25 protein-coding genes are annotated in these 24,988 nt (G+C 61.5%); 13 read left to right on the top strand and 12 right to left on the bottom strand.

What is annotated here, in order from left to right:
• Positions 1-23: 23 nt before the first annotated feature.
• The 3 genes from uvrC to AC3ISG_RS13400 all read right to left on the bottom strand — a co-directional run bounded on the left by uvrC (position 24) and on the right by AC3ISG_RS13400 (position 3,035).
• Positions 24-1,847, bottom strand: a complete 1,824-nt coding sequence (gene uvrC / locus AC3ISG_RS13390) for an excinuclease ABC subunit UvrC (RefSeq protein ID WP_122537198.1) — start codon at positions 1,845-1,847, stop codon at positions 24-26.
• Positions 1,848-2,492 carry a response regulator transcription factor GacA gene (gene gacA, locus AC3ISG_RS13395; protein ID WP_065990451.1) on the bottom strand — a complete coding sequence of 215 codons (645 nt, stop codon included), beginning with the start codon at positions 2,490-2,492 and terminating at the stop codon, positions 1,848-1,850.
• A gap of 192 nt (positions 2,493-2,684) precedes the next feature.
• Complete coding sequence (locus tag AC3ISG_RS13400) at positions 2,685-3,035, bottom strand: helix-turn-helix domain-containing protein (RefSeq protein WP_122537199.1); 351 nt, start codon at positions 3,033-3,035, stop codon at positions 2,685-2,687.
• 81 nt (positions 3,036-3,116) lie between these two features.
• On the opposite strand from AC3ISG_RS13400, the gene AC3ISG_RS13405 reads away from it, so the two are divergent.
• From AC3ISG_RS13405 to AC3ISG_RS13460, 12 genes are all read left to right on the top strand, one after another.
• Positions 3,117-3,347, top strand: a complete 231-nt coding sequence (locus tag AC3ISG_RS13405) for a DNA-binding protein (protein ID WP_122537200.1) — start codon at positions 3,117-3,119, stop codon at positions 3,345-3,347.
• 391 nt (positions 3,348-3,738) lie between these two features.
• Positions 3,739-3,891 (top strand): hypothetical protein, encoded by a 153-nt coding sequence (locus tag AC3ISG_RS13410; RefSeq protein ID WP_163022134.1) that lies wholly within the window; start codon positions 3,739-3,741, stop codon positions 3,889-3,891.
• A 38-nt stretch (positions 3,892-3,929) separates the two neighbouring features.
• Positions 3,930-5,015: a 3-deoxy-7-phosphoheptulonate synthase gene (locus AC3ISG_RS13415; RefSeq protein WP_489297157.1), complete on the top strand. Its 1,086-nt coding sequence runs from the start codon at positions 3,930-3,932 to the stop codon at positions 5,013-5,015.
• A 338-nt stretch (positions 5,016-5,353) separates the two neighbouring features.
• Complete coding sequence (locus AC3ISG_RS13420) at positions 5,354-6,235, top strand: esterase/lipase family protein (RefSeq protein WP_122537202.1); 882 nt, start codon at positions 5,354-5,356, stop codon at positions 6,233-6,235.
• Positions 6,236-6,342: 107 nt separating this feature from the next.
• Positions 6,343-6,624 carry a peptidylprolyl isomerase gene (locus AC3ISG_RS13425; protein ID WP_027898593.1) on the top strand — a complete coding sequence of 94 codons (282 nt, stop codon included), beginning with the start codon at positions 6,343-6,345 and terminating at the stop codon, positions 6,622-6,624.
• 211 nt (positions 6,625-6,835) lie between these two features.
• Positions 6,836-8,704, top strand: a complete 1,869-nt coding sequence (locus AC3ISG_RS13430) for an extracellular solute-binding protein (RefSeq protein ID WP_489297158.1) — start codon at positions 6,836-6,838, stop codon at positions 8,702-8,704.
• Positions 8,704-9,768, top strand: a complete 1,065-nt coding sequence (locus tag AC3ISG_RS13435; RefSeq protein ID WP_122537204.1) for a microcin C ABC transporter permease YejB — start codon at positions 8,704-8,706, stop codon at positions 9,766-9,768. The genes AC3ISG_RS13430 and AC3ISG_RS13435 overlap by 1 nt, the downstream gene beginning before the upstream one ends.
• A complete protein-coding gene (locus tag AC3ISG_RS13440) occupies positions 9,768-10,790 on the top strand; it encodes an ABC transporter permease (RefSeq protein ID WP_122624574.1) in 1,023 nt (340 codons plus the stop codon). The genes AC3ISG_RS13435 and AC3ISG_RS13440 overlap by 1 nt, the downstream gene beginning before the upstream one ends.
• A gap of 1 nt (position 10,791) precedes the next feature.
• A complete protein-coding gene (locus tag AC3ISG_RS13445; RefSeq protein ID WP_122624573.1) occupies positions 10,792-12,375 on the top strand; it encodes an ABC transporter ATP-binding protein in 1,584 nt (527 codons plus the stop codon).
• 63 nt (positions 12,376-12,438) lie between these two features.
• Complete coding sequence (locus AC3ISG_RS13450; RefSeq protein WP_489297159.1) at positions 12,439-13,854, top strand: sigma-54 interaction domain-containing protein; 1,416 nt, start codon at positions 12,439-12,441, stop codon at positions 13,852-13,854.
• A gap of 257 nt (positions 13,855-14,111) precedes the next feature.
• Positions 14,112-15,503: a GntP family permease gene (locus tag AC3ISG_RS13455; protein ID WP_489297160.1), complete on the top strand. Its 1,392-nt coding sequence runs from the start codon at positions 14,112-14,114 to the stop codon at positions 15,501-15,503.
• 10 nt (positions 15,504-15,513) lie between these two features.
• Positions 15,514-16,284: a 3-hydroxybutyrate dehydrogenase gene (locus tag AC3ISG_RS13460; RefSeq protein ID WP_489297161.1), complete on the top strand. Its 771-nt coding sequence runs from the start codon at positions 15,514-15,516 to the stop codon at positions 16,282-16,284.
• Between the two features lie 256 nt (positions 16,285-16,540).
• On the opposite strand, the gene AC3ISG_RS13465 is transcribed toward AC3ISG_RS13460, so the two are convergent.
• A complete protein-coding gene (locus AC3ISG_RS13465; RefSeq protein WP_122537209.1) occupies positions 16,541-17,707 on the bottom strand; it encodes a PilT/PilU family type 4a pilus ATPase in 1,167 nt (388 codons plus the stop codon).
• A 211-nt stretch (positions 17,708-17,918) separates the two neighbouring features.
• On the opposite strand from AC3ISG_RS13465, the gene AC3ISG_RS13470 reads away from it, so the two are divergent.
• On the top strand, positions 17,919-18,194 hold the full coding sequence (locus AC3ISG_RS13470) for a peptidylprolyl isomerase (protein ID WP_037009819.1): 276 nt from the start codon (positions 17,919-17,921) through the stop codon (positions 18,192-18,194).
• 178 nt (positions 18,195-18,372) lie between these two features.
• Here AC3ISG_RS13470 and kdgK read toward each other — a convergent pair whose 3' ends face one another.
• The 8 genes from kdgK to AC3ISG_RS13510 form a co-directional block, all read right to left on the bottom strand.
• Entirely contained in the window at positions 18,373-19,314 is a 942-nt protein-coding gene (kdgK, locus tag AC3ISG_RS13475) for a 2-dehydro-3-deoxygluconokinase (protein WP_489297162.1), read from the bottom strand.
• Between the two features lie 12 nt (positions 19,315-19,326).
• Positions 19,327-20,532, bottom strand: coding sequence for an amino acid deaminase (locus AC3ISG_RS13480; protein ID WP_489297163.1), 1,206 nt, complete (start codon positions 20,530-20,532; stop codon positions 19,327-19,329).
• A 56-nt stretch (positions 20,533-20,588) separates the two neighbouring features.
• A complete protein-coding gene (locus AC3ISG_RS13485) occupies positions 20,589-21,350 on the bottom strand; it encodes an IclR family transcriptional regulator (RefSeq protein ID WP_489297164.1) in 762 nt (253 codons plus the stop codon).
• Between the two features lie 152 nt (positions 21,351-21,502).
• The gene (locus AC3ISG_RS13490) at positions 21,503-21,889 is read right to left on the bottom strand and encodes a RidA family protein (protein ID WP_489297165.1); all 387 of its coding nucleotides are present in this window, start codon (positions 21,887-21,889) and stop codon (positions 21,503-21,505) included.
• A 24-nt stretch (positions 21,890-21,913) separates the two neighbouring features.
• A complete protein-coding gene (locus tag AC3ISG_RS13495) occupies positions 21,914-22,705 on the bottom strand; it encodes an amino acid ABC transporter ATP-binding protein (protein ID WP_489297166.1) in 792 nt (263 codons plus the stop codon).
• The gene (locus AC3ISG_RS13500) at positions 22,702-23,364 is read right to left on the bottom strand and encodes an amino acid ABC transporter permease (RefSeq protein ID WP_489297167.1); all 663 of its coding nucleotides are present in this window, start codon (positions 23,362-23,364) and stop codon (positions 22,702-22,704) included. The genes AC3ISG_RS13495 and AC3ISG_RS13500 overlap by 4 nt, the downstream gene beginning before the upstream one ends.
• A 12-nt stretch (positions 23,365-23,376) precedes the next feature.
• Entirely contained in the window at positions 23,377-24,039 is a 663-nt protein-coding gene (locus tag AC3ISG_RS13505; RefSeq protein WP_122537215.1) for an amino acid ABC transporter permease, read from the bottom strand.
• A 75-nt stretch (positions 24,040-24,114) separates the two neighbouring features.
• Positions 24,115-24,963 (bottom strand): transporter substrate-binding protein, encoded by an 849-nt coding sequence (locus AC3ISG_RS13510; RefSeq protein WP_122537216.1) that lies wholly within the window; start codon positions 24,961-24,963, stop codon positions 24,115-24,117.
• Positions 24,964-24,988: the final 25 nt, after the last annotated feature.

The raw sequence follows: 24,988 nt of genomic DNA on the forward strand, positions 1-24,988 counted from the left end.
TGGCTACGAGGTGAGCGAGCATTCTACTCGCTGTGCAGGTTTGCATAAATCGACTCTGCGAGCTTTTTGCTGATTCCTGGCGCTTTGGCGATTTCTTCGATGCTGGCCCGTGACAATTCCTGAAGGCCTCCGAAGTGCTTGAGCAGATCGCGACGACGGGTCGGGCCTACGCCTGCCACCCCTTCCAGGGTTGAAGTCCGACGGGTTTTGCCACGCCGCGCACGGTGCCCGGTGATCGCGAACCGGTGCGCCTCGTCGCGGATTTGCTGGATCAGGTGCAGCGCGGGCGAATCGCCCTTGAGGGTGAACTCATGGGCCGCGTCATTCAAGTACAGCGTTTCGAAACCGGCTTTGCGCGTAGCGCCCTTGGCAACACCCAATAGAATCAGATCGGGGATGGCCAGCTCGTTCATCACGTCACGGGCCATGCTCAACTGGCCCTTGCCGCCGTCCACCAGCAGGATGTCCGGCAATTTGCCTTCGCCGTCCTTGATTCTGCTGAAGCGACGGGTGAGCGCCTGGTGCATGGCGGCGTAGTCATCTCCCGCCGTAACGCCTTCGATGTTGTAGCGGCGGTAATCAGATTTGATCGGACCCTCGGGACCGAATACCACGCACGACGCCACCGTTGCTTCGCCACTGGAATGGCTGATGTCATAGCATTCCAGGCGCTGCGGCGGTTCATCCAGCTTGAGCACTTGAGCCAATGCTTCAAAGCGTGCGGTGACGTGCTGACGGTTAGCGAGCCGCGCCATCAGCGCTTGCTCGGCATTGGTCACGGCCAGTTGCTGCCAGCGCGCGCGGGTGCCACGCACCCGGTGGCTGATAATGATTTCACGGCCGCGCGAAGCATCAATCGCGTCGATCAGCGCCGGAAAATCCTCGCTGACCACGTTGACGATGACTTCGCCCGGCAATTCGCGCTCGCCGCCGCCCAGGAAATACTGGGCCAGGAAGGCAGACATGACTTCGCCCACCTCCTCCTCGATCCCGACCTGGGGGAAGAAATTCTTGCTGCCCAGCACCCGCCCGCCACGCACGCTGATCAAGTGCACGCAGGCGCCGCCCGGGTTGACGAACGCCGCCACCACGTCAACGTCGCCGGTGCCGCCGTCCATGCTCTGCTGGTCCTGCACGCGGCGCAGCAGACCAATCTGGTCACGCAGCTCGGCGGCGTGCTCGAAATCCAGATTCATCGCCGACTTTTCCATCAGCGCGTTGAGCTCGTCGGTGAGGGCATTGCTGCGCCCCTCGAGAAACATCACCGAGTGACGCACGTCCTCGTTGTAGACCTGAGGCTCGACGAGGTTCACGCAGGGTGCCTTGCAGCGCTTGATCTGGTACTGCAGGCAAGGCCGGGTGCGGTTCTTGTAGAAGCTGTCTTCGCACTGACGAACATGGAAGGTCTTCTGCAGAATGCTCAGGCTTTCGCGAATCGCACCGGCGCTAGGGTAAGGCCCGAAGTAGCGGCCCTTGGCCTTTTTGGCACCACGATGAATGCTCAGCCGGGGAAATTCGCCGTCGGACAGGTGCACATACGGGTAGGACTTGTCGTCGCGCAACAGGATGTTGTACGGCGGACGCGACTCCTTGATCAGGGTTTGTTCCAGCAGCAGCGCCTCGGTTTCGTTGGCGGTGATGGTGGTTTCAACCTGAGCGATCCGCGCGACCAGCGCCCCGGTTTTCGGGGCATGGCCGGTCTTTCGGAAATAGCTGGCGAGACGCTTCTTTAAATTCTTGGCCTTGCCGACGTACAGCAGCTTGCCGTCGATATCGAACATTCGATATACGCCGGGGCGGCCACTGCAGGTGGACAGAAAAGCACTGGGATCAAACGGTTGGGTCATTTATGCGCTGGCGTCGACCATGCCGTGACGAACGGCCAGCAGGGCCAGCTCAACGTCACTGCTAATCGACAGCTTCTCGAATATGCGGTACCGGTAGGTATTCACGGTTTTGGGGGACAGGCAGAGCTTGTCGGAAATGGTCTGCACTTTCTGGCAGCCGACAATCATAAGGGCAATCTGGATTTCCCGCTCGGACAAGAGGTCGAACGGCGAATTGCTGGTCTGCGGCTGGAACGACTTGAGCGCCAGTTGCTGGGCGATCTGCGGGCTGATGTAGCGCTGCCCCGCGAACACCAGGCGAATGGCCTGAACCATTTCGGTCAGACCAGCGCCTTTGGTCATGTATCCCGCCGCGCCGGCTTGCAGCAGCCGTGTGGGAAACGGGTCTTCTTCGCACACCGTGACCGCCACCACCTTCATGTCGGGGTGGCTGCGGATGAGTTTGCGCGTCGCTTCCAGCCCGCCGATGCCGGGCATCTTGACGTCCATCAGCACGACATCGGGTTTCAGCTCGCGGGCCTTCTGCAACGACTCTTCGCCGGACTCGGCCTGTCCCACCACCTGCAAGCCTTCAATGTCGGCCAGCATGCGCGTGATACCTGTCCGAACCAGATCGTGGTCATCGACAACCAGCACCCTAATCAAGCAGACACCTCACCGAGCAATTCATGACAACTACCCGCCACGTTAACAAAAAGAAAGTAAGCGACCTGCTCTGGAGCACTGCTTGTGCATGTGTGCCAGATGATCTGTAACAGTGCCGACAAACTATCATCATCGACCCGAAAACTTGATAAAAATCTTCAAACGCCCGACCGCTGCATCGCTCGAATTGCCCTATGATTTTTTGTCTGGGGCGTAGCTGCTCTGGTATTCCGCCAGGGTGGTAGTCAACCGGCAGATGGCATCCTGCTCTTCCTTGCCCAGCGTGCGATAACTGCCCACCATCCACTCCTCGTTTTCGCTCAGACCGACGATGGGCACCGGCGTACGGGAACCCGTCAGCACGTACAACACGTCAACACCTCGAGGAGCGACGCGGGCAAGATAATCGGCCTTGGGGGTGCGTTCACCGTTTTCGTACTTGCCCTGAGCGTTGGCTTCCACGCCACCTATTTCACCGAATGCGCGCTGTGAAAGCCCCAAGCGCTCGCGCTCTTCCCTAATTCGGGCACCTATTCCACTCATTTGAATGCATAGCCTTGTTGACACCACTCTTTTGAGTGATAGAATCGAAATAATTTGAACGAACTTGAACGGTTTTGAACTATGCCCGGAATCCGTACCGCCGCACAAGCCAAGGCATGGCTGGAACAGCAAGGCAAATCCGTTCAAGAGTTTGCCCGGGAGCACAACGTGGACCCGGCGACAACCTATCAAGTGTTATCCGGGCGCAAGAAAGGGCGCCGGGGCGAGTCGCACAAAGTCGCGGTGCTGCTGGGAATGAAGATCGGCGTGATACCCCATGAAGCCGGGTCTTCGGAAGTGCCCGAGGATTGAATTGGCTTGTTGCCGCTTTAAGCATTGCTTATGGGGCCCTAATCACGTCCATGGCAATTTCCAATTGAAGAACCCAACGGGTCTGAAGTAAGCTCGGCGGCATTCCACGGAGACAGACCATGTTGCCTTCCCTTTCCACCCAGCTGTTCAGCGCCGCCGACGGTTCACGTCTGGCTGAGCGTGCGACTGCCTGGAATGCGACGACGTCTAGCGCTCCTGCTTCTTATTTTTATGGGTATTGGTTTAGCCACTGGCGCGCCTGATACCCATACGGCGCCCTGAACTTCGGGACGCCCACCAGAGATAACTCTCACCCCCGGTCGGCTTCCCGACCGGGGGTTTTGTTTTTCTGGGCCACACGTTTTTGACTGATTGATTCGAGGAGCAACACATGAACCGCAACCACTATTACCGCAACGACACCGACTTCGCCTGGCGATTTAGCAACCTCCGTTCGGGACAGCCTGCCGCCTCCGATCGGTTACTGACAGGTGGCATCGCCCTGCTCACAGCCAATCCGGCCAATTGTCGAACACCCCAGTAGGTCCGCGCGGGAATACCCGCCGACCAGGAAGCCAGCACATGAATTCGCCCGTCGTCAGCAATACCCTCATCGATCTGCCGTCCGGCGCCGTCATCCTGGATGACCGCCGCCCTGCCCCGAAACGCCTGCCCACTCCGTTCGCGCTGAAGCATCAGCTGCCGCTGGACGCTGCTCTGACCGCCCAGGTCGCGGCCCACCGCCAGTCGATCCGCGCCATTCTCAATGGTGAAGATTCGCGCCTGCTGGTCGTTGTCGGGCCGTGCTCGATCCACGATCCCTTGGCCGCCCTCGAATACGCCGAGCGCCTGGCGCGCCTGGCCGCCGAAGTCAGCGACCAAATGCTGCTGGTGATGCGCGCTTATGTCGAGAAGCCCCGCACCACGGTTGGCTGGAAAGGCCTCGCATACGACCCCGCGCTGGATGGCAGTGACGACATGGCCGAGGGCCTGGCCCTGTCGCGGCAGCTGATGCGTGAAATGGTCCGGCTCGGCCTGCCGATCGCCACAGAGCTGCTGCAGCCGATGGCGGCGGGTTACTTCGATGACGTCCTGAGTTGGGTGGCGATTGGCGCAAGGACAACCGAATCGCAGATCCATCGGGAAATGGCCAGCGGCCTCGGCGTGCCCACGGGCTTCAAGAATGGCACCGACGGCGGCATTTCCGTCGCGTGCGACGCCATTCGCTCGGCGGCCCACGCCCACCGCCATTTCGGCATGGACTCCCAGGGCCACCCGGCGATTGTCGAGACGTCGGGCAATCCAGACACCCACATCGTGCTGCGCGGCGGTCACGGCGGTCCCAACTACGACGCGGCGAGCGTTGCAGCGGTGAATGCCAGCCTGGCGAAGCACCGCATGGCCGCCCGCATCATGGTCGATTGCAGTCACGCCAACAGTGGCAAGGATCCGCTGCGTCAGCCGGCCGTGTTCAACGACGTGCTGCAGCAGCGACTGGCCGGCGACCGAACGCTGATCGGCATGATGCTGGAGAGCCATCTGTTCGAAGGCTGCCAGCCGCTGAGTGCTTCCCTTAAATACGGTGTGTCGGTGACGGACGCGTGCCTGGGTTGGGCGTCCACCGAGCACCTGCTGCGCGATGCCGTGAACAAACTGCGCTACAGGTAACTCATGCAGTCACGTGTCCAGCCGCTTTTCCAGTAACGTCTGCAAACAGGAAGCCGGTGCCGGCCATGTCGCCGGCTTCCCGCCTAATCGTCGTCGCCATCAGCGGCGGCCCGTGGCAGCGAAGACGTCCGTCGTGGGAAAGCGCCCGGCGCGTCGGGTGTATTTGCACCGCAGCGCCAGCGCCTTTTCCAGCCTCTCCGGAACATAAGGCCTGGAGCGGTGCAACGCTCCTCACAGCCTGCACTCACCGGCGCAGGTCCACACCCGCTACCCCCCCTCCGCCCAAGACGTTCGCTGGTTAAGCTCGATCCTTCTTTTATATCCAAGGAGTGATCGACATGTACAAGGAAGTCACCACCAAGTACCCCCTCTTGCTGGTCCACGGTTTGTTCGGTTTCGACCGGATAGGCAACGCTGAAATGTTCCATGCCATCCCCCAGGCATTGGAGAAAGCTGGCTGCAGGGTTCACGTGCCGGCGTTGTCTGGCGTCCACGACAACGAAACCCGCGGCGAGCAGTTGATTGATCAAATCGAACGCTTCCTGCGCCGCACCGGTTATCTAAAGGTCAACCTGATCGGACACAGCCAGGGCGCGTTGACCTCACGTTATGCTGCCGCGCTGCGCCCCGACATCGTGGCGTCGGTCACTTCCGTGAGCGGCCCCAATCACGGCTCGGAGGTAGCAGACCGGGTGCGCCGGGCGCTGACGCCCGGGGAGATGCCTGAAGCCGTGGCTTCGCGGATGACCGCAGGTTTCGCTCACTTCCTTGCGCTGCTGAGCGGCAACCCGGACCTTCCCCAAGACCCGGTTCAGGCGCTGGATGCGCTGACGACCGAGGGCGTCGCGGCGTTCAACCGCAAGTATCCCCAAGGGCTGCCATCGACGTGGGGCGGCGAAGGCGCTGAACGGGTCAACGGCGTTCACTATTACTCGTGGAGCGGCTGCATCGACGGCTCATTGTTTTCCGAAGGCCGCAATGCCTTAGACCCGCTGCACCTGGCCTTGCGCAGTTACGCGCTGCTGTTTGAGAAGGAGGCTGCATCCAATGACGGTTTGGTCGGCCGTTTCAGCTCCCACTTGGGAAAGGTGATCCGCTCCGACTACCCGATGGATCATGTGGACTCAATCAACCAGAGCGCGGGCCTGGTGCGCAAGCAGGTCGATCCGGTGAAGCTGTACGTGGACCACGCCGCTCTGCTGTTCAGCAAAGGGCTTTAACCGACGATGTCATCTGTCACGACCAGACAAAGGGGCCTGAACTTTCTCGGGAAACGCGGCCCTTATTCCGGTACGCTCGTTTCTTTTTTTCACAGGAGTCACCCAAAATGGCCAAAGCCACTGCCCGCCACATCCTCGTATCCAGCGAAGAGAAGTGCAACGAACTCAAAGCGCAGATCGAAGGCGGCGCTGATTTCGCCGAAGTCGCAAAATCCAACTCCAGCTGCCCGTCCAGCCGTCAAGGTGGCGACCTGGGCTCCTTCGGCCCGGGTCAAATGGTCAAGGAATTCGACACCGTGGTGTTCAGCGCACCGGTGAACGTGGTCCAGGGCCCGGTGAAAACCCAGTTCGGTTATCACCTGCTGGAAGTGACCAGCCGCCAGGACTGATCCTGCGCGCTGCTGCACCAACGGCCCGCCCTTGAAAGCGGGCCGTTTGTTTATCGAATCCTTGCTCCAGAGCTGTATTGTCCGGTTACAAAGACTCCGGCTTTGCGGTACCTTGCCACCGGGGTAATCAATAAAAAACCGGACCGGCCACCCGCGCCGTCATGACCTTCAACCCTGATATCGCTCGCCAATATCAGTCAGGATTCGTGCAATGCGTTTTGTTTTGTCATCGCTGATGGTCGCAACACTCGTCTTCGTTTCTGGTTTTCAGGTTTTGTCCGCCGCCCCGCAACACGCGCTGACCGTTTACGGTGAGGCGCCGCGCTATCCGGCTAATTTCGGACACTTCGATTACGTCAATGCCGACGCCCCGAAAGGCGGCAGCATGCGCCGCTCTGCCCAGGAGATCGGCCAGTTCGATCACATCATGCCCTACCTCGACAAAGGCACCGGCGTCGCTCAAGTCAATGGCTTGCTGTACTCGCCACTGGCGGTGAAGTCGCTGGACGAGCCGTACACCGTTTACGGCTTGATCGCAGAAAAGATGGAGCGCGCCCCCGACGGCCTGTCATTGCGTTTCTACCTGAGCCCTAAAGCAAAATTCTCCGACGGCTCGGCCATCACCGCCGAAGACGTGCGTTACACCTATAACCTGCTGATGACCCAGGGCAGCCTGTCGTACCGCACCGAGTTTCAGGACGTCAAAGGCGTCGAAGTCGAGTCGCCGACGCAAATCCGGTTTGATTTCAAGAGCAACGAGAGCCGCACCCTGCCGCTGGACCTGGCCACGCTGCCCGTGTTTCCCGAGCATTGGTGGAAGGACCGCGACTTCGCCAACGGCGGCGGCTTCGAGATCCCGGTGGGCAGCGGCCCGTATCGCATCGGCAAGGTCGACCCGGGTCGCAGCATCACCTTCGAACGCAACCCTGACTGGTGGGGCAAGGACCTCCCGGTCAATCGCGGCCGGTACAACTTCGATCATTTCAGCGTCGAGTATTTCGGCGACACCGATGTCGCCCGTCAGGTGCTGCGCGGTGGCGGTTACGACTACAACCGCGAATATTCCGCCACCGGTTATTCCATCGGTTACGACAGCCCGGCGTTGACCGAGGGCCGCCTGCAGCGGGCGCACCTGGCCAAGGGCGCGGTCCAGAGCTCTCAGGGTTTCATCTTCAATCTAGACCGTCCGAAGTTTCAGGACCGTCGCGTGCGTCAGGCGCTGGCAATGCTGTGGGACTTCGAATGGACCAACAAACAGATGATGCGCAACGTCTATGTGCGTCAGAACAGCTACTTCTCCAACAGTGATCTGGCCGCCACGGCATTGCCGACCGGGTCCGAGTTGAAGATCCTTGAACCGCTGCGCGGTCAGGTGCCGCCCGAAGTCTTCACCACCGTATTCAAAACCCCGAAAACCGATGGCAGCGGTTTCATTCGCGACAAACAGCTGCAGGCCCTGGCGCTGCTCGAAGAGGCAGGCTGGATGCCCCAGGGTGACAAGCTGGTCAACGCCCAAGGCGAGCCGTTGAGCTTTACCTTTCTCAACGGCCAGAGCGGCTTCGAGAAAATCCTGCTGCCGTACAAGCGCAATCTGGCGCAGATCGGCATCGATTTCGAAATTCGCCGCATCGACTCGGCGCAGTACCTGAACCGGGTCATGGCCCGCGATTACGACATGATCGTCACCGGCTACGGCGTCTCGACCTCCCCCGGCATGGAGCTGTACAACAACTTCGGCTCGAAAGTCGCCACCGATTCCGGCTCCAGCAACTACATGGTCCTGCGCGACCCGGCCGTCGACACGCTGATCGAAGGCCTGGCCAAAGCCGACAGCAAACCCGCGATGGTCGATTACGCCCATGCCCTGGACCGGGTGCTGCAGTGGGGCTTCTACTGGATACCCAACTATTACCCACCGGGCTCGTCCACCGTGTGGTGGAACCGCTTCGGTATTCCCAAGGTACAGGCCAGCAATAGCGAGGCCATCGACACCTGGTGGGAAGTCAGCCCCCAGGCCCTGACCAATGAAGAGTTCGCCCAGCAACGGGGCGCTTCGGCCATTCCTTCGGAGGTCAAGTAATGCTCGGCTACCTGATGAGGCGCCTGCTGCTGATCATTCCGACGCTGCTGTGCATTCTGCTGGTCAACTTCTTCATCGTGCAGGCCGCGCCGGGCGGGCCGGTCGAGCAAGCCATCGCCAAGCTGCAAGGCGTGGCCGGCGGCACCATCGGCGCAGGCCATACCGAAACCATGAACGCCGGTCAGTCCCGGGCCAGCCGCGGCCTCGACCCCAAGCTGATCAAGGAAATCGAGCGCCAGTACGGCTTCGACAAGCCCCTGCATGAGCGCTTGTGGCTGATGCTGAAGAATTACGCGCAACTGGATTTCGGCAACAGCTTCTTTCGCGGCGCCAAGGTCACGGACCTGATCCTGCAAAAGATGCCCGTCTCCATCTCGCTGGGGCTGTGGGCGACGCTGATCACCTATCTGGTTTCGATCCCGCTGGGTATTCGGAAGGCAGTCAAGCACGGCAGCCACTTCGACATCTGGAGCAGCACGGCCATCATCATCGGCTACGCGATGCCGGCCTTTCTGTTCGCCATGCTGTTGGTGGTGCTGTTCGCCGGCGGCACGTCGCTGAGCTGGTTCCCGGTGCGCGGGCTGGTGTCCGAGAACTTCGATCAACTGAGCACCCTGGGCAAGATCGCCGACTACTTCTGGCACCTAGTGTTGCCGGTGACCTCCCTGGTGATTGGCGGCTTCGCGACGCTGACCATTCTGACCAAAAACTCCTTCTTGAACGAAGTCACCCGCCAGTACGTGGTGACCGCCCGGGCCAAGGGGCTGAGTGAGCGACGGGTGCTTTACGGCCACGTGTTCCGCAACGCCATGTTGCTGATCGTGGCGGGCATTCCCCAGGCGTTCATCAGCGTGTTCTTTGCCGGTTCGTTGATGATCGAAGTGATCTTCTCCCTCGATGGTCTCGGCCGCATGAGTTACGAAGCCGCGGTGTCCCGGGACTACCCGGTGGTGTTCGGTTCGCTGTTCATCTTCACGCTGTTCGGGTTGCTGATTAAGCTGGTCGGGGACATCTGCTACACCCTGGTCGACCCCCGAATCGACTTCAGCGCGAGGAACGCGTGATGCGCAGATTCTCTCCGGTGGCTCGACGTCGCTTCGAGCGCTTTCGCAATAACCGCCGCGGCTGGTGGTCGCTGTGGCTGTTCTGCGGGCTGTTCGTGCTCAGCCTGTGCGGCGAGCTGATCGCCAACGACAAACCCCTGGTGCTGAGTTATCAGCACGAGCTGTACTTCCCCGCCTTCAAGCGTCACACCGAACAGGAATTCGGCGGCCAGCTGCCGTTTCAGCCGGATTACCGCAGCGATTACGTGCGCCAGCTGATCAGCAAGGGCGACGGCTGGATGCTGTTTCCGCCGATCCCGTTCAGCGATGACACCCCCAACTATGACCTGAACAAACCCGCACCAAGCCCGCCCTCTTCGATCAACTGGCTGGGTACCGACGATCAGGCCCGGGATGTGCTGGCCCGGGTCATCTTCGGCGCGCGGGTGTCGATTCTGTTTGCCCTGGCGCTGACCTTCATCAGTGCGCTGATCGGCATCGCCGCCGGCGCATTGCAGGGCTATTACGGCGGCTGGGTGGATTTGATCGGTCAGCGTCTGCTGGAAGTCTGGTCCGGTCTGCCGGTGCTGTACCTCCTGATCATTCTGTCGGGCTTCGTCGAGCCTAACTTCTGGTGGCTGCTGGGGATTATGGCGCTGTTTTCATGGCTGGCGCTGGTGGACGTGGTGCGCGCCGAATTCCTGCGCGGGCGCAACCTGGAGTACGTCAAAGCGGCGCGGGCGCTGGGACTGAGTGATCGCAAGGTGATCCTGCGGCACATCCTGCCCAACGCGATGAACGCCACCCTGAGTTATCTGCCGTTCATCCTCACCGGGGCGATCTCCACGCTGACTGCGCTGGATTTCCTTGGCTTCGGCATGCCCGCCGGCAGCGCGTCACTGGGCGAACTGATCGCCCAGGGCAAACAGAACCTGCAGGCACCATGGCTGGGCTTCACGGCATTTTTCACACTGGCGCTGATACTGTCGCTGCTGGTGTTTATTGGCGAGGCCCTGCGGGATGCCTTCGACCCGAGGTCCTGAGATGTCCGAAAACCTGATCGAAATCCGCGACCTCTCGGTGTCGTTCAACGGCCACACCGTGGTCAAGCACCTGAGCCTGGACATCCCGGCCGGCGAGTGCCTGGCATTGGTTGGCGAGTCGGGCTCGGGCAAATCGGTGACCGCCCACTCGATTCTGCAACTGCTGCCCCAGGCCGGCACACTGAGCACCGGCAGCATTCGTTATCGCGGCAAAGAGTTGCTTGGGGCCGATGGCAACGTCATGCGCGAGCTGCGCGGCAATCAGATCGCGATGATCTTTCAGGAGCCGATGACCTCGCTGAACCCGCTGCATACGGTGTCCCGGCAGATCGGCGAAACCTTACTGCTGCACAAGGGGCTGGCGGGCAAGGCGGCCCAGGCGCGGATCATCGAGCTGCTGGAGCTGGTCGGCATTCAACACCCGAAAAAGCGCCTGAAGGCCTACCCCCACGAGTTGTCCGGCGGCCAGCGCCAGCGGGTGATGATCGCCATGGCCTTGGCCTGTGAGCCGGAACTGCTGATTGCCGATGAGCCCACCACGGCGCTGGACGTGACCGTGCAGCGCAAGATCCTGCTGCTGCTCAAACAGCTGCAGCAACGGCTGAACATGTCGCTGCTGCTGATCAGCCACGACCTGAATCTGGTGCATAGCATCGCCCAGCGGGTGTGCGTCATGCGCGCCGGGGAAATCGTCGAGCAGTCCAATTGCCAGCTGTTGTTCAAGAACCCGCAACACCCTTACAGCCGCCTGCTGCTGGACGCGGAACCGGCGGGCGAGCCGCTACCCCGCGACACCCGCGAGAAGGTGCTGGAGGTCGATAATCTGCGGGTCTGGTTCTCCCTCGGCGGCGGGATTTTCAACCGGCACCACGAATACCTGAAAGCCGTCGACGACATCAGCCTGAGCATCGAGCGCGGCAAAACCTTAGGCATCGTCGGCGAATCCGGCTCGGGCAAATCGACACTTGGTCAGGCCATCCTGCGCTTGCTGGAGTCCCGTGGCAGTATCCGCTTCAAGGGTCATGCGCTGGACAGCCTCAATCAGAAGCAGATGCGCCCGTGGCGCAAGCAGATGCAGGTGGTTTTTCAGGACCCTTACGGCAGCCTCAGCCCGCGTATGTCGGTGGCACAGATCATCAGCGAGGGCCTGGAAGTTCACAGCGACCTGGACAAGGCCAGCTGTGAGGCCGAAGTGATTCGCGCGCTGGAGGAAGTCGGCATCGACCCGTCGAGCCGGCACCGCTATCCCCACGAATTCTCCGGTGGCCAGCGTCAACGTATCGCCATTGCCCGCGCCCTTGTGCTCAAACCTGCCTTGATATTGCTCGACGAACCGACCTCTGCACTGGATCGCACCGTGCAGAAACAGGTTGTCGCGTTGTTGCGTCAGTTGCAGGAACGTCATGGCCTGACTTACCTGTTCATCAGCCACGATCTGGCGGTGGTCAAGGCGCTGGCCCATGACCTGATCGTGGTCAAGGACGGCAAGGTGGTCGAGCGCGGCGCGAGCCACGACGTATTCGATGCGCCGCAGCACCCCTACACCCGGGAATTGCTGGCGGCGGCGCATCCCGGTTTCAATTGAAGCTCGTCCGAACCAGTAGTCTGTGCGGCCAGATGCCGAGAAACAGGATTGACGGAACCGCTCATGAAAGACAGTGAGAGCCTGAAGGACTACCGACGCGTTCGGCGACTGGCGATCCGTTCGCTCTTCGAGATCATCGAGCAGTCCAGCGAAGGCACGGTCATCGTCGACCGGGACGCCCGAATCGTCTGGATCAACGAGCGCTACGCCCGTCGCTTTGGCCTCGAAGACCCGGGCCGAGCGGTGGGCCAGCCCTGTGAGCAGGTGATTCCCGGCAGCCTGCTGCGGCAGGTGGCGAGCAACGGCCAGCCTATTCTGCTGGACATGATGGACACGGCGAAGGACCCATTGGTGGTCATGCGCCTGCCGATCCATGACGACGGCGGCGCGGTGATCGGCGCCATCGGTTTCGCGCTGTTCGACGAGCTGCAGGCCTTGTCGCCGCTGCTCAAGCGCTATTCCAGCATGCAGCAGGAACTGGCTTCGACCCGCTCGCTGCTGCGCGCACGCCAGGCCAAATACAGCTTTGCCCACTTCATCGGCACCAGCGCCGCCAGCCTGGAAGTCAAACGCCGCGCACGGCGTAGCGCCAGCACCGATTCCCCGGTGTTGCTGCTGGGTGAGACCGGCACCGGCAAAGAGCTGCTCGCCCACGCGGTGCACAACAGCTCGCCCCGCGCCCACAAACCCTTCATCAGCATCAACAGCGCAGCGATCCCCGAAGCGTTGCTTGAGGCGGAGTTCTTCGGCACGGCCCCGGGTGCGTTCACCGGCGCCGATCGCAAGGGCCGCAACGGCAAATTGCACCTGGCCGAGGGCGGCACGCTGTTTCTCGACGAAATCGGCGACATGCCGCTGCCGCTGCAGAGCAAGTTGCTGCGGGTGCTGCAAGAAAAGGAATACGAGCCGGTGGGCTCCAACATGATGGTCAAAAGCGATGTGCGGGTGATCGCCGCGACCTCGACGGACCTTGAAGCGGCGATCAAGCGTGGCGAGTTTCGTGCCGACCTGTATTACCGACTGAGCGTGCTGCCCATAAAAGTGCCGCCGTTGCGCGAGCGTCTGGATGATATTCCGGCGCTGACGGAGGCGATTCTCGAGGACCTTCACAGCCAGCACGAACTGGCGCCTTCAGCCATGGCCGCCCTCGCTCAACACGCCTGGCCGGGCAATATCCGCGAGCTGCGCAATGTGCTCGAACGCGCGGCGCTGCTCAGCGACGATCTGCAACTCAACCCTAACGACATTCTCGCTGCCATCGGCACGCTGGTGCTGGTGACCAGTCCGCCGGCAACCGGCCCCTCGGCCTCCAATGATCAGACCTACAGCGAGGCACGGCAGCATTTCGACCGGGAGCTCATTCAGGCGAAGCTGGCGCAGTGTGCGGGTAACGTGATCCTTGCGGCCCGGCAATTGGGGCTGGGGCGTTCGACGCTGTACAAGAAAATGGCGGCATTGGGGATCGCCGAGTCTCAATAGAGAGACTGTCTGTCTACGAATCTGGAATGCACCTCAGGTATCACGATCCAGAGCGGTTGCGAGCCAGGGCAACTGGTTTGTCATCCTCCCGCTTGCTCAGGAGTGGTCTCATTTCCTGGACAGGTCAGACGCTTCGTTCCCACACTGACAAGAAAATGCGTTAAGAATCAGGCAGTTAGCGTAATGGCATAAAACTGGCTATACCTCCTGTTGCGCGGCCTCGCCGCACCCAAAATAAAAACAACAGGAGACACTCGATGAGTGTGATCATCGCTTTAGCGGCGCTTACGCTGCTGATGCTGGCTGCCTACCGGGGTTACAGCGTCATCCTCTTTGCCCCCATCGCGGCCCTCGGCGCCGTGCTGCTCACCGACCCATCAGCCGTGGCGCCCGCCTTCACCGGCGTGTTCATGGACAAGATGGTCGGCTTCGTCAAACTCTACTTTCCGGTGTTTCTGCTGGGTGCCGTGTTCGGCAAGCTGATTGAGCTGTCGGGATTCTCGCGCTCCATCGTGGCGGCTGCCATACGCCTGCTCGGCACCCGCCAGGCGATGCTGGTGATCGTACTGGTCTGCGCGCTGCTGACCTACGGCGGTGTGTCGCTGTTCGTGGTGGTGTTTGCGGTCTACCCGTTCGCCGCCGAGATGTTCCGTCAAAGCGACATCCCCAAACGGCTGATTCCGGCGACCATCGCCCTGGGCGCGTTTTCGTTCACCATGGACGCCCTGCCCGGCACGCCGCAGATCCAGAACATCATCCCCTCAACTTTCTTCAACACCACGGCGTGGGCGGCGCCTTGGCTGGGGCTGATCGGCACAGCGTTCGTGTTCAGCGTCGGCATGCTGTTTCTGCAGCGCCAGCGCAACCGGGCCCAGCGTGCCGGCGAAGGTTATGGCACCGAACTGCGCAACGAACCGGACACTCCGGACGATATCGCACTGCCCAACCCGTGGATCGCGTTGGCGCCGCTGTTGCTGGTCGGGATCATGAACCTGCTGTTCACCCAGTGGATTCCCCAGTGGTATGGCAAGACCCACACCCTCGCGCTGCCGGGTATGGCGACGCCGGTGCAGACCGACATCGCCAAAATTACCGCGATCTGGGCCGTGGAGGCGGCGTTGCTGGTGGGCATTCTCTTCGTGCTGCTGTTCGCCTTCCGCACGGTGAAATCGAAGCTGGCCGAGGGTAGCAAAGGTGCGGTCAGCGGTGCCCTGCTGGCGGCGATGAACACCGCGTCGGAATACGGTTTTGGCGCTGTGATTGCTTCGTTGCCCGGATTTCTGGTGCTGGCGGACGGGCTGAAAAGCATTCCCAACCCGCTGGTCAACGAAGCGATTACCGTGACCTTGCTGGCCGGCATCACCGGCTCGGCGTCCGGGGGCATGAGCATTGCCCTGGCGGCGATGTCCGACAGCTTTATCGCGGCGGCCCACGCGGCGAACATTCCGCTGGAGGTGTTGCACCGGGTCGCGGCCATGGCCAGCGGCGGCATGGACACGCTGCCGCACAACGGCGCGGTCATCACCTTGCTGGCGGTCACCGGCCTGACTCACCGGGAGGCCTACAAGGACATCTTCGGCATCACGATCATCAAGACCCTGGCGGTGTTCGTGGTGATCGGGGTTTTCTATGCAACCGGCATCGTATGAGGAATTGAACATGAGTCTGCAAGGCAAAACGGCACTGGTCACCGGCTCCACCAGCGGCATCGGCCTGGGCATCGCGCTGACGCTGGCCAATGCCGGCGCAAATCTGCTGCTCAACGGTTTCGGCGATGCGTCGGCGGTGATCGAGCAGATCAAGCAGTACGGCGGCAAAGTCGGCCACCACCCGGCGGACGTCAGCGATGTCGCGCAGATCGCCGACATGATGGCCTACGCCGAACGTGAATTCGGCGGCGTCGACATTCTGGTGAACAACGCCGGGATTCAGCACGTCGACGCGGTGGAGGATTTCCCCGTCGAGAGCTGGGACAAGATCATTGCCATCAACCTGTCGTCGGTGTTCCACAGCACACGGTTGTGCCTGCCGGGCATGCGTGCCAAGGGATGGGGGCGAATCGTGAACATTGCGTCTGTGCATGGCCTGGTGGGGTCGACGGGCAAGGCGGCGTATGTGGCGGCCAAGCATGGCGTCATTGGTCTAACCAAGGTGGTCGGGCTTGAGACGGCCGGCAGTAATGTCACCTGCAATGCCATCTGCCCGGGTTGGGTGCTGACGCCACTGGTGCAGAAGCAGATCGATGATCGGGCTGCGCAGACAGGTGATGTGGAGCAAGCCAAGCATGACCTGCTGGCGGAGAAGCAGCCGTCGCTGGAATTCGTGACGCCTTCGCAGCTGGGTGAGCTGACGTTGTTTCTGTGCAGCGAAGCCGGGGCGCAGGTGCGTGGCGCGGCGTGGAATATTGATGGGGGGTGGCTGGCGCGGTAGGTCCAGTAGGACCGGCTTTAGCCGGGAAAGCGTCTGTCGCTACATCTCTAAATGTGTGTTGCTCAAACCGGCCTCTTCCCGGCTAAAGCCGGTCCCACCATGGTGCGCGGACATTTTGTGGGACTGGCTTTAGCCGGGAAGGCGTCGGTTGTTACACCTCAAGTGTGTGGTGTTCATAACGGCCTCTTCCCGGCTGAAGCCGGTCCTACAAGGGAAAGCGTCGGTGATGACACCGCAAATCATCGCCTCGGAGACCTCAACTCCCCGGCTCGTCCCGCTCGTCCACCAACCCCCAATCCTTGACGTCCACCTGCGCGGCCGGCTGGGGCGCGCGCGGCGCCGTAGCGATGGTCGACGGCCCGTCCTCGCTGTGCAATTTCAAGCGCAGGCGCACGTTGTTGGCCGAGTCGGCGTTCTTCAAGGCTTCGTCTTCGGTGATCGCGCCTTCGACCGCCAGGTCATACAGCGCGTTGTCGAAGGTCTGCATGCCGAGGTTGGTGGACTTTTCCATGATGCCCTTGAGCTCGGTCAGCTCGTTGCGGTGAATCAGGTCGCGAATGGTCGGCGTGCCGAGCATCACCTCCACGGCCGCGCGGCGCTTGCCGTCGGTGGTCTTGACCAGCCGCTGGGAGACGAACGCCTTGAGGTTGTTGCCCAGGTCATGCAGCAACTGCGGGCGGCGCTCTTCGGGGAAGAAATTGATGATGCGGTCCAGCGCCTGGTTGGCGTTGTTGGCGTGCAATGTCGAGATCGCCAAGTGGCCGGTGTCGGCAAACGCCAAGGCGTGCTCCATGGTCTCGCGGTCGCGGATCTCGCCGATCAGGATCACGTCCGGCGCCTGACGCAAGGTGTTCTTCAGGGCGGCGTGAAAGCTGCGGGTGTCGACGCCCACTTCGCGCTGATTGATGATCGATCGCTTGTGCTTATGAATGAACTCCACCGGGTCTTCGATGGTGATGATGTGGCCGCTGGCGTGGCGGTTGCGATGATCGATCAAAGCCGCCAGCGAGGTGGACTTACCTGAACCGGTGGCGCCGACGAACAGCACCAGACCGTGCTTCTCCATGATCACGTCGAGCAGGATCGGCGGCAGGTGCAGGTCCTCGAATTTGGGGATGTCGAGCTTGATGTTGCGCGCCACGATCGACACTTCGTTGCGCTGCTTGAAGATGTTGATCCGGAAACGCCCGACGCCAGACAGGGAAAAGGCCAGGTTCATTTCCAGCTCGCGTTCGAAATCCACGCGCTGCTCGGCGTCCATGATGCCGTTGGCAATCACCGCGACGTCACCGGGCTTGAACGCTTCGGTGCCCAGCGGCTTGAGCACGCCATTGAACTTGGCGCAGGGGGGGGCGCCCGTGGACAGGTAAAGGTCCGATCCATCCTGGGTGGCAAGCACCTTCAACAACGCCGGAAAATCCATAAGGCAACACCGCACAAGAGGTTTGAGGAGACTGCAGGCCTACAGTGTGTCGACCTTCGGCCGGTTTCAACGTTCGGGCTGTTTGACTGGCCGGGTCGGGCGTGTCTCAGTGCCGATTTACACGTTCGTCCGGCCAAGGTGTGGGAAATTACCCGAAATCGCGTAGCAAAGGCATAATGCGCGGCTTTTTTATCGAGACGTCCGGACCATCATGAAAGCCCAAGCCCGCCATATTCTGGTCAAGACCGCTGAAGAAGCCGAGCAACTGAAGCAGCGCATTGCCAAAGGCGAGGCCTTTGACGTGCTGGCGAAGAAGTATTCGACCTGCCCGAGCGGCAAGCGCGGCGGCGATCTGGGTGAGGTGCGCCCGGGCCAGATGGTCGGCGCGATTGATCAGGTGATCTTCAAAAAGCCGCTGCGGACCGTGCACGGGCCGGTCAAAAGCAAGTTCGGGTATCACCTGGTGCAGGTGTTTTATCGGGATTGAGGGTTGGGGCCGGAATGTGTAGTGGTCGTTCTGGCCCCTTGCCTTAGTAGGACTGGCTTTAGCCGGGAACAGGCCGGATTGAGCACCCTCGATTTTGCGGTGTGTCGCCTGGCCCCTTCCCGGCTGAAGCCGGTCCTACAGGGTGTGCGCGGCCCTACGCAGGGTTCTCGGCCCTGCCTCAAACCGGCATCACACTCCTCGGTATCAATGCCCCCGGGTGCTGAATCACCAGGCTCGCCAACTGATGCCCGGCGTCGGCCGCATCTTTTGGACTGCCGCCGCGCAAACGCCGAGCCAGATACGCCGCGCTGAACGAATCCCCCGCTGCCGTGGTGTCGATGACTTTCTGCACGGTATGCGCAGGCACCTCATAACGCCGGTCGTCGACACTCACAAGACAGCTCTGCGCCCCGCGCTTGACCACCACCTCGCTGACGCCCATGGCCCGATAGGTCTGCAGAATCTGATCGCCGTCGCTGTAGTCGAACAGCGCCTGCTCGTCCTCCTCGGTCAACAGCGCCAGGTCCACTTCGTGCATCACCGCGCGATACGCCTGGCGCGCCTGCTCGATGCTGCGCCACAAGCGCGGGCGGTAGTTGTTGTCGAACACCACCCGCGCGCCACGGTCTCGGGCGTCGCCAAGAGTTGACAGCAACCGCGCCCGGCCCGTTTCACCCAGCACCGCCAGAGTGATGCCACTGAAATACAGCACGTCGTAATCCGGGAGCGCGGCCAGCACCGGCTCGGCCGCTGGCGTGGTGAAGCATTCGCGCACCGCCGCCTCGTTGCGCCAATACAGGAATCGCCGCTCGCCGCTGGCATCGGTCTGAATGCAATACAGCCCCGGCAGCCGCCCCGGCAGACGCTGTACCCGACTCAGACCAATGCCCTCATCGGTCCAGACCTGGCACATGGCGTCGCTGAAACTGTCGTCGCCCAGCGCCGTGACGTAATCCACCTGCGCCGCCGAACCCAATAGACGCGACAGGTACACCGCCGTGTTCAGCGTGTCGCCGCCGAAGCTCTGCTTGAGCGTGCCGTTGGCGTGCTGTTGCAACTCGATCATGCATTCGCCGATCAGCGCGACGCGCGGGTAGCTGTGACTGACCATCTCACTCATTGCAGACTCCTGTCAGAAGCAGGTATCGAAGGATTCGATGACGCACAAATCATCACCCACCAGGCACCCCGTGCGCCATTTGTCGAAGGTCAGGCACGGGTGCGAGGTGCCGAACGAAATGATATCGCCGACCTTCAACTCGCAGCCCGGCGCGACGGTCATGAACGCATGCTGGTCCATCACCGCTGTGACGGTGCAAGCGCTGACGTCCTCGCCACTGGCCGGTACCACGCCGGGCGCATAACGCTTGATCGGGTTGGGCATGCCGGCATCGAACGCCACGTCGCGCTTGCCCATGGCGATCACCGCAAAACCCGGCTCCGGCATCGATTGCACGTGGGCCCAGACCTCCATCGCCGGACGCAAACCTTCGCTCAGGTCGTGGCGTCGGTCGAGCACGCAGCACTGCGCGTCTTTGTAGATGCCGTGGTCGTGGACCACGTAACTGCCGGGGCGCAACACGCTCAGAAACCGTTCGCGCACCTGTTGTTTGTCGAACTCTTCGGCGATCAGGTCGTACCAGGCCGAACCCGAGGCGGTGACGATCGGGCGATCCAGGGCAAACGCGCCCTTGTCCTGCAGCGTCACGGCCAGCCGCACCAGCGACGTGGCGAACGCACGAATGCCGCTCACGGCCTGGTCGCCATGAATCACGCCCTCGTAGCCCTCGATGCCGGTCAGCTTCAGCGCCGGTTGTGCAGCAATCGCGTCGGCCAGGGCCATGACCTCGGCTTCGCTGCGGCAACCGCAACGTCCACCGACAACGCCGTACTCGATCATCACATTCAGGTTCAGGCCCTTGGCGGCGAAGAACTCGCCCAGCGCCTTGACGTTGTCCGGGTGATCGACCATGCAGTGAAAATCGAACATGGAGTCAGTGAGCATCTCGGCGATGATCGCCATGTTCGGCGCGCCGACCAGCTGATTGGCCATCAGCACCCGACGCACGCCATGGGCGTAGGCCGCACGGGTCTGCACGGCAGTCGCCAGGGTCATGCCCCACGCGCCGTGCTGCAACTGCCGCAGAAACAGCGCCGGCACCATGCTGGTCTTGCCATGGGGCGCCAGTTCGGCGCCGCTGTCGCTGACGAACTTCTGCATCCAGCGCAGGTTGTGCTCCAGCGCCGTGTCGTGAATCACCAGCGCGGGCAGGCTAACGTCGCGCACCAGGTGGTCGCCGGGTTGTGTGGCGCCTTTTTCAATCGCGGCAATGCTCATGTTGTTCTCCTGAATTTTTTGTTCGTGTGCATGACACGTCTGCACGTTCGGCGACGCTATTCAATGACGCGCCGGGCCAGGCCGTTGGCGCTGTCGGTCAATACGCGCCGGTAATGATCGTAATGGGCAGTGGCGTCGGCGCGTGGGGCGACGATGCACAGGGTCGCGATGCAGATGCCCTGTTTGTCCCGCACCGGCGCGGCGAAGCAATGGGTGAAGGTGTCGGCAATGCTGTCGAAGGAAAAGAAGCCTTCGTCGTGGGCCTTGCGGATCTCGGCGAGAAACGTCTCGATGGGCAGGCGCTTGCCATCTGGAAGGATGAAATCCTCGTCGTCGATCAGGTCGATGATCGCCTGATCGGTGAGGTGCCCGAGCAGCAGGCGACCCGAGGCCGTCCACGGAATCGGCGCGTCCTCGCCGATGTCGGACGAAATGCGGAAATGCCGCGCGCCCTCCTTCATCAGCGCGACGGTGTATTTGCGGCCGTTGAGCAGGCACATCTGTGCGGTTTCCCGGGTCTGCTCGACGATCTCCCCCAGGCTGACTTCGGCCTCGCGGGTGAAATCGAAATGACGCAGATGCGCCTGCCCGAGGAAGTACAGTTGCCGGCCCAGGTACACGTGGCCGTCCTTGCCGACGGTTTCGAGGATGCGCCGCTCCAGCAGCGAACTGACGAGCTCATACACCGTCGATTTCGGGCTGCCGATGCCGCTGGCGATCTCGTTGGGCCGCATCGGCGTGCCGGTTTCCTTGAGAAAATCGAGAATATCGAACGCTCGGTCTAAACCACGGGCCCGGCGTTTGATGTCTTCGGTCATAAGAGCGGCTCCAAGCTAAACGGCGCGGATGCAAAAACCGCCTTCAGCCTTTAAAAATGGGGTAGGCAATTGAGCTGCAAGCTTCAAGCGGCAAGTGTTGCATCAGCGCGCTCCCGACTTGCAGCTTGCAGCTTAAAGCTTGCCGCTGCTCCCTACTTCTTCTTGTAGGCAATGCAATCGATCTCGACCTTGCAGTCGACCATCATGTTGGCCTGTACACAGGCGCGGGCCGGGGCGTGTTCCGGGGAGAAGTACTCGCCGAAGACCTTGTTGAAGCTCCAGAAATCACGCGGGTCTTCCAGCCACACACCGACGCGCACGACGTCTTCCAGGCCGTAGCCGGCTTCGGTCAGGATCGCCACCAGGTTCTGCAGGGTCTTGTGGGTCTGCTCGACGATCCCGCCGTTGATGATCTCACCGTTTTCAGCCGGCACCTGACCCGACACATGCAGCCAGCCATCGGCTTCGACGGCGCGGGCGAAGGGACGTGGCTGGCCGCCACCTGCGGTACTGCCGGCACCATAACGAGTAATGCTCATGAAAATCTCCTTTGATTGAGCGTCTTAAAAACGAATGTTCTTGAGGAATTCAGCCAGACGCGCTGACTCGGGTTGTTCGAATAATGCCTTGGGCGGGCCCTGCTCTTCGATGCGGCCCTGGTTCATGAACACGATCTGATCGGACACCTCATAGGCGAAGCGCATCTCGTGGGTCACCAGCAACATGGTCATGCCCTCTTCGGCCAGGCCCTTGATCACGCTGAGCACCTCACCGACCAGCTCCGGGTCCAGGGCCGACGTCACTTCGTCGAACAGCATCAGGCTCGGGTTCATGGCAATGGCGCGGGCAATCGCCACGCGCTGCTGCTGGCCGCCGGACAGCTGGCCGGGAAAGTGATTGCGCCGCTCCAGCAGGCCGACGCGCTCCAGCCATTTTTCAGCCAGCGCGATGGCTTGATCCTTGGGCAGCTTCTTCACTTTAAGCAAGCCAAGGGTCACGTTCTGCAGCGCGCTCAGGTGCGGGAACAGGTTGAACTGCTGAAACGCCATGCCGGTCATTGCACGGTGCTGGGCGATGAGCTTTTCCGGATGACGCACGCGCTTGCCACTGACGTCGCTGTAGCCAATGTCCTGGCCTTCGAGACGAATGTGACCGCCCTGAAACTCTTCCAGCAGGTTGACGCAACGCAGCAGCGTGGTCTTGCCCGAGCCACTGGAGCCGATCAACGTGACCACGTTGCCTTTGTTCATCTTCAGGTCGACGCCCTTGAGCACTTCGACCGGACCATAGGATTTGTGCAGCCCTTCGATGCTCAACAGAGCCGGGGCGGCAGGTGCGGTTTGAGTCTGTGTCATGGCAAGGCCACCCGTTTTTCGATTTGCCGCCCAAGAAGCTCGATGGCGTAGTTGATGACGAAGAAGAGAAAGCCGGCGAACAGGTAAAACTCGAGGGTCATGAAGTTGCGCGCGATGACCTGCTGGGTACTGAGCAGCAGCTCGGCCACGCCTATCACCGAGAGCAGGGTCGAGGCCTTGACGATCTCCGTCGACGAATTGACCCAGGTCGGCAATATCTGCCGCAGCGCTTGAGGCAACAGCACATAACTGAGGGATTGACGGAACGTCAGGCCGATGGCCTTGCCGGCTTCAAGCTGCCCGCACGGGATGGCCTGCAGGGCACCGCGCACGATCTCGGCGACGTGGGAACCGCAAAACAGTGTCAGCCCCAGCGCACCGGCCTGGAACGCGCCGATCTGCCAGCCCAGCGCTGGCGCCATATAGAAGCAGGCCAGCACCAGGACAAACACGGGGGTGCCGCGAATCAGGTCGACGTAGGCGCGAAACGGCAGGCGTGCCCACCATTTGCCGTAGGTCAGGATCAACCCGGCAAACACGCCGATCATCGTGCCGAACACGATCGCCAGGCCGGCGCACTGCACGCTGGTGAGAAACCCCGCCCACAGCGCTTCCCGGGCAATCCACAATTCATGCAACCAACTGGGTTGTTCGTACATGGTCCGGGCCTCCTAGCGGCGAATCGCCAGACGCTGCTCGAGGTAACGCAGCAGCATGGCAATGAGGTAACAGGCCGCGACGTACAGCGCCGTGGTGACCAGCCAGGTTTCAATCACCCGGTAGCTCTCGACGTTGATCTTGCGCGCGTAATAGGTCAGTTCCGGCACCGCGATGGCGGCGGCCAGCGACGTGTCCTTGAACAGCGAAATGAAGTTGTTCGACAGCGCCGGCAGCACGTTGCGCAACATGACCGGAACGACGATGTACGCACGCACCTGCCATTCGCCGAGGCCGATCGCCAGCCCTGCTTCGCGCTGGCCCTTGTGAATGCTCAAGAGACCTGCGCGGAACACTTCGGTCAGGTACGCCCCTGCATACAGCGACAGGGTGATGATGAACGACGGGATCTTGTCCAGACGAATGCCAAGCCCTGGCAAAGCGAAGTAGATGAGCAGGATCAGCACCAGAATCGGCGTGTTGCGCACCACGGTGACGTAAATCGACGCCACGATACGCAGAGCACGGTAGCGGGACAGCATCGCGAATGCGGCCAGCATGCCGATGACGCAACCGATGGCGATGGAGATCAGGGCCAGTTCCAGGCCGAGCCCCAGCCCTGCCAGCAGACTGGGGAAATCCCGCCAGACTGCTGCAAAATTCAGCTGATAATTCATGGTCAGCAGTACCTGGGGCGGGACGGCACCACGGCCACCCTCGCCCCCTTCAGTGAGCGACGCACGCGGCGCGGATTATTTGTATTCCATCGGGAAACCGATCGCAGGGGTCGGCAGGTCCACGCCGAACCACTTCTTGAACGACTCGGCATACATCGGGAATTCAACCCCGGTCATGGCTTCATGGAGCGCGGTGTTGACGAAGTTCAGCCAGTCCTGATCGCCACGTTTGACGGCGCACGCGTAGGTTTGCGGGCTCCAGGCAAACGCAGGCGAACGATAACGACCCGGGTTCTGCACCATCAGGTATTTCACCGATGACTGATCGGTGGCGGCCGCATCGGCACGACCGGAGTTGATGGCCTGGTACATCAGATCGACGCTGTCGTACTGGTCGACTTTCGCCTTGGGCAGCGCCTGATGCACCAGCTCTTCGGCGTAGACGTTCTGCAGCACCGCCACAGTGACGCCGTCCCCGGCGCCTTTCAGATCGTCGATCTCCTTGTACTTGCTGTTGGTCGGCAGGAGCAGCGCCACACCTTCGCGGTAGTAAGGCAGCGTGAACGCCACCTGCTGGGCGCGGCTGGCGGTGACGGTGATGAACTGGCAGCTCATGTCGACTTTGTCGGTGAGCAGGTTCGGAATCCGCGCGTCCGAGGACTGCACGACGAACTCGACCTTGCTCGGGTCGTTGAACAGGCCCTTGGCGACGATGCGCCCGATGTCGATATCAAAACCCTGCAACTTGCCGTCTGCACCCTGGAAGTGCCAGGGCGCATTGGTGCTCCCGGTGCCCACGATCAAATGACCACGTTGCAGGACGCTGTCGAGTTTGCTGTCAGCGGCGTAAGCCGTCGTTGCAAACGTCGCTGCCGTTATCAAGGCCAATGCACAAGCTTTCAAAGAAAGGGATCCGCGCCGCATGAGAGAAACTCTGCCGGTTGTGTTT

The sequence above is a fragment of the Pseudomonas sp. GL_135 genome, from assembly GCF_057834665.1.

Bases quoted from the DNA above. Each gene is read 5' to 3' on its own strand.
- AC3ISG_RS13440 (WP_122624574.1), top strand. From the start codon at position 9,768: ATGCGCAGATTCTCTCCGGTGGCTCGACGTCGCTTCGAGCGCTTTCGC.
- AC3ISG_RS13445 (WP_122624573.1), top strand. From the start codon at position 10,792: ATGTCCGAAAACCTGATCGAAATCCGCGACCTCTCGGTGTCGTTCAAC.
- AC3ISG_RS13470 (WP_037009819.1), top strand. From the start codon at position 17,919: ATGAAAGCCCAAGCCCGCCATATTCTGGTCAAGACCGCTGAAGAAGCC.
- kdgK (WP_489297162.1), bottom strand. From the start codon at position 19,314: ATGAGTGAGATGGTCAGTCACAGCTACCCGCGCGTCGCGCTGATCGGC.
- AC3ISG_RS13415 (WP_489297157.1), top strand. From the start codon at position 3,930: ATGAATTCGCCCGTCGTCAGCAATACCCTCATCGATCTGCCGTCCGGC.
- AC3ISG_RS13485 (WP_489297164.1), bottom strand. From the start codon at position 21,350: ATGACCGAAGACATCAAACGCCGGGCCCGTGGTTTAGACCGAGCGTTC.
- AC3ISG_RS13480 (WP_489297163.1), bottom strand. From the start codon at position 20,532: ATGAGCATTGCCGCGATTGAAAAAGGCGCCACACAACCCGGCGACCAC.
- uvrC (WP_122537198.1), bottom strand. From the start codon at position 1,847: ATGACCCAACCGTTTGATCCCAGTGCTTTTCTGTCCACCTGCAGTGGC.
- AC3ISG_RS13450 (WP_489297159.1), top strand. From the start codon at position 12,439: ATGAAAGACAGTGAGAGCCTGAAGGACTACCGACGCGTTCGGCGACTG.
- AC3ISG_RS13510 (WP_122537216.1), bottom strand. From the start codon at position 24,963: ATGCGGCGCGGATCCCTTTCTTTGAAAGCTTGTGCATTGGCCTTGATA.
- AC3ISG_RS13490 (WP_489297165.1), bottom strand. From the start codon at position 21,889: ATGAGCATTACTCGTTATGGTGCCGGCAGTACCGCAGGTGGCGGCCAG.
- AC3ISG_RS13455 (WP_489297160.1), top strand. From the start codon at position 14,112: ATGAGTGTGATCATCGCTTTAGCGGCGCTTACGCTGCTGATGCTGGCT.
- AC3ISG_RS13460 (WP_489297161.1), top strand. From the start codon at position 15,514: ATGAGTCTGCAAGGCAAAACGGCACTGGTCACCGGCTCCACCAGCGGC.
- AC3ISG_RS13465 (WP_122537209.1), bottom strand. From the start codon at position 17,707: ATGGATTTTCCGGCGTTGTTGAAGGTGCTTGCCACCCAGGATGGATCG.
- AC3ISG_RS13410 (WP_163022134.1), top strand. From the start codon at position 3,739: ATGAACCGCAACCACTATTACCGCAACGACACCGACTTCGCCTGGCGA.
- AC3ISG_RS13405 (WP_122537200.1), top strand. From the start codon at position 3,117: ATGCCCGGAATCCGTACCGCCGCACAAGCCAAGGCATGGCTGGAACAG.
- AC3ISG_RS13420 (WP_122537202.1), top strand. From the start codon at position 5,354: ATGTACAAGGAAGTCACCACCAAGTACCCCCTCTTGCTGGTCCACGGT.
- AC3ISG_RS13425 (WP_027898593.1), top strand. From the start codon at position 6,343: ATGGCCAAAGCCACTGCCCGCCACATCCTCGTATCCAGCGAAGAGAAG.
- AC3ISG_RS13430 (WP_489297158.1), top strand. From the start codon at position 6,836: ATGCGTTTTGTTTTGTCATCGCTGATGGTCGCAACACTCGTCTTCGTT.
- AC3ISG_RS13435 (WP_122537204.1), top strand. From the start codon at position 8,704: ATGCTCGGCTACCTGATGAGGCGCCTGCTGCTGATCATTCCGACGCTG.
- AC3ISG_RS13505 (WP_122537215.1), bottom strand. From the start codon at position 24,039: ATGAATTATCAGCTGAATTTTGCAGCAGTCTGGCGGGATTTCCCCAGT.
- AC3ISG_RS13400 (WP_122537199.1), bottom strand. From the start codon at position 3,035: ATGAGTGGAATAGGTGCCCGAATTAGGGAAGAGCGCGAGCGCTTGGGG.
- AC3ISG_RS13500 (WP_489297167.1), bottom strand. From the start codon at position 23,364: ATGTACGAACAACCCAGTTGGTTGCATGAATTGTGGATTGCCCGGGAA.
- AC3ISG_RS13495 (WP_489297166.1), bottom strand. From the start codon at position 22,705: ATGACACAGACTCAAACCGCACCTGCCGCCCCGGCTCTGTTGAGCATC.